The following is a 2,181-nucleotide window of genomic DNA, read 5'->3' as shown; positions in this document are numbered from 1 at the left end:
CGGGCCATCGCGTCGTAGGTGAACCGGACCTCGCGGCCGTCGGGGAGCTCGACGGCGCTGAGCATGCCGGCGCCGTTCCAGCGGTAGCGGGTGGTGTCGCCGAGGACGTCGGTCTTCTCGATGAGGTTGCCGTCGTCGTCGTGCTTGTACCGCGTGCCGTCCGCTTCTTCGATGCGGCCGCCTCGGCCGTAGCGCCGGTCGCTCAGGTCGGGGGTGCGGTAGATGTTGCCGACGGCGTCCATGGCGCGGTGCTGTTCTTCGCCCCAGGGGAGGCGGGCCCACACCAGTCGGCCGCGCGCGTCGTGTCGATAGTAGGCGTGTCCGAGCTGGTCGTCGAGGATGGCGCGGATTTGGTCGTCGCCTTCCCATTGGTAGCGCTTTTCGTTGAGGGTGCGCTCGGTGCCGTCTTGGCCGCGGAAGGTGACCGTGCGCCGGAGCGGCCGGCCGACGACGTCGCGGTGCAGTAGGCGGCCATCGGTTTCCGTAGGAATTCGCCGCGAACTGGCGGTCCAGGAGGTGCGCCGGCACCATTCGCGTTCAAGACGGCGACGGAAAGCGAGAGGGCCCAGGTGTCCGCCTGAGCCCTCGGTCGGGTTTCGACGACGGAGCCCGACGACACGACCTTCGCTCACGGGCGTGAGCGGCGGCAAGAAATCGTCGCGTCCTCGCGGGGCGCGTGCGGCACGAGTGCGAGACCGGGCGCGAGGCACGCTGCCCGTGGTGCAAGGCGATCTTCGTGGTCTGCGAGTGCTGCGACCGCGGGCAGGTCTACTGCTCGATCGGACACCGTGACGCAGCCCGGCTCGTGTCGAGGCGCGCGAGCAACGCACGGCACCAGGCGAGCGAGGAGGGCCGCGCCGACCACGCGCAGCGTAACCGCGAGTACCGCACCCGCCGACGTGCGCTCGCGGTGCGCGTGACGGGACACCCTGCCGACAACTTGCCTTCCGTCGCCATCGTCGCTCCGGCCGAGCGCGCGCCCCTCGTCACGCCGACGTCGTCCGCGCCGCGTTCGTCCGGAGACGAGAAGCATGAACACGCTGGTGAGATTGTCCGCGGAGCCGACGCGGACGCGGGTCCTGATCACGCAGGGCCCGACGGACATGTGCAAGGCCATCTTGCCGCCGAGCACGGCGGCGCACCCTCGCGCCGTCCCGACGCTGCTCGAGGGCCTTTCGCTCTTCCTGAACGAGCGCCTCTGCGTTGTGCTGTCTGTGGACGAGCAGTCCGCTTCGTGCGACTCGCTCGGCCTCCTCGACGCGCTCGGCTTCGGCGAACGGAGCGTCTTCTACGAGGTCGGGATCGCGGCCCGCCTCTCACGCGCTGAGCGACGGCGCGGCGAGCGCGCGCTGCACCTTGCGGGCGGCGACTTCCGCGACCTGCGGCAGCTGACGTGGGAGTGGGCGCGATGACCATCGAGCGCAGCACCGAGGTCGAGATCCGTCGCCTCTACTTCCGCGAGCACTGGAAGCGCGGGACCATCGCCACGCAGCTCGGCGTGCACAGCGACGTCGTCGCGCGTGTCATCGGGCCGCTCGGTCCCGAGCCGAAGAACGCCGCGCCGCGTCCCACCGTGCTCGACGACTACCGCGGCTTCGTGCTCGAGACTCTCGAGCGCTACCCGCGCCTGACGTGCACGCGCATCTACGACATGATCGTGGAGCGCGGCTACACCGGCAGCCTGCGGACGCTCCGCCGCTTCGTCTTCGTGCACCGACCCCGCGCGCGGCGCGAGGTCTACGTGCGCATCGAGACGCTGCTCGGAGAGCAGTCGCAGATCGACTGGGCCCACGTGGGGCACATCCGCGTGAAGGGCGGTACGCGGCCGCTCTACTGCTTCGTGCTCCTGCTCAAGCACTCGCGCGCGATGTGGGCCGAGCTCGTGCTCGAGCAGACGACGGCGAGCCTGATCCGCTCGCTCGTGCGCGCGGCGCAGTACTTCGGCGGCGTCACGCACCAGTGGCTCTTCGACAACCCCAAGAGCATCGTCGCTGCGCGCGAGGGCAGCGCCATTCGCTTCGCGCCCGACCTCGTCGAGCTCGCCGGCACGTTGCACGTGTCGCTCCGCGCGTGCCGCGTCCGAAAGCCGACCGACAAGGGCGGCGTCGAGCGCGGCATCCGCTACCTCAAGACGCGCTTCTTCCCGGCGCGCGTCATCCCGTCGCTCGAGGCCGGCAACGC

At 70.6% G+C, this 2,181-nt stretch carries 3 protein-coding genes; 2 read left to right on the top strand and 1 reads right to left on the bottom strand.

The features are described from left to right. Positions 1 to 650 (bottom strand): RHS repeat domain-containing protein (locus VIS07_00035; GenBank protein HEY8513882.1); only part of this gene is annotated, 650 nt, incomplete at its 3' end. Between the two features lie 381 nt (positions 651 to 1,031). Here VIS07_00035 and VIS07_00030 point away from each other — a divergent pair. Together VIS07_00030 and istA are read left to right on the top strand one after the other, a co-directional pair. Beyond that, the gene (locus VIS07_00030) at positions 1,032 to 1,412 is read left to right on the top strand and encodes a hypothetical protein (protein HEY8513881.1); all 381 of its coding nucleotides are present in this window, start codon (positions 1,032 to 1,034) and stop codon (positions 1,410 to 1,412) included. Further along, the coding region (gene istA, locus VIS07_00025; GenBank protein HEY8513880.1) for an IS21 family transposase at positions 1,409 to 2,181 on the top strand (773 nt) is incomplete at its 3' end. The genes VIS07_00030 and istA, both read left to right, overlap by 4 nt.

Source organism: Candidatus Binatia bacterium, assembly GCA_036563615.1.
In the GTDB taxonomy this organism is placed as follows: domain Bacteria; phylum Desulfobacterota; class Binatia; order UBA12015; family UBA12015; genus DATCMB01.
This window is presented reverse-complemented; position numbering and strand designations above follow the sequence as displayed.

What these genes read in the sequence shown, in the direction of transcription:
- VIS07_00030 (HEY8513881.1), top strand. Translation starts at nt 1,032, where the DNA reads ATGAACACGCTGGTGAGATTGTCCGCGGAGCCGACGCGGACGCGGGTC.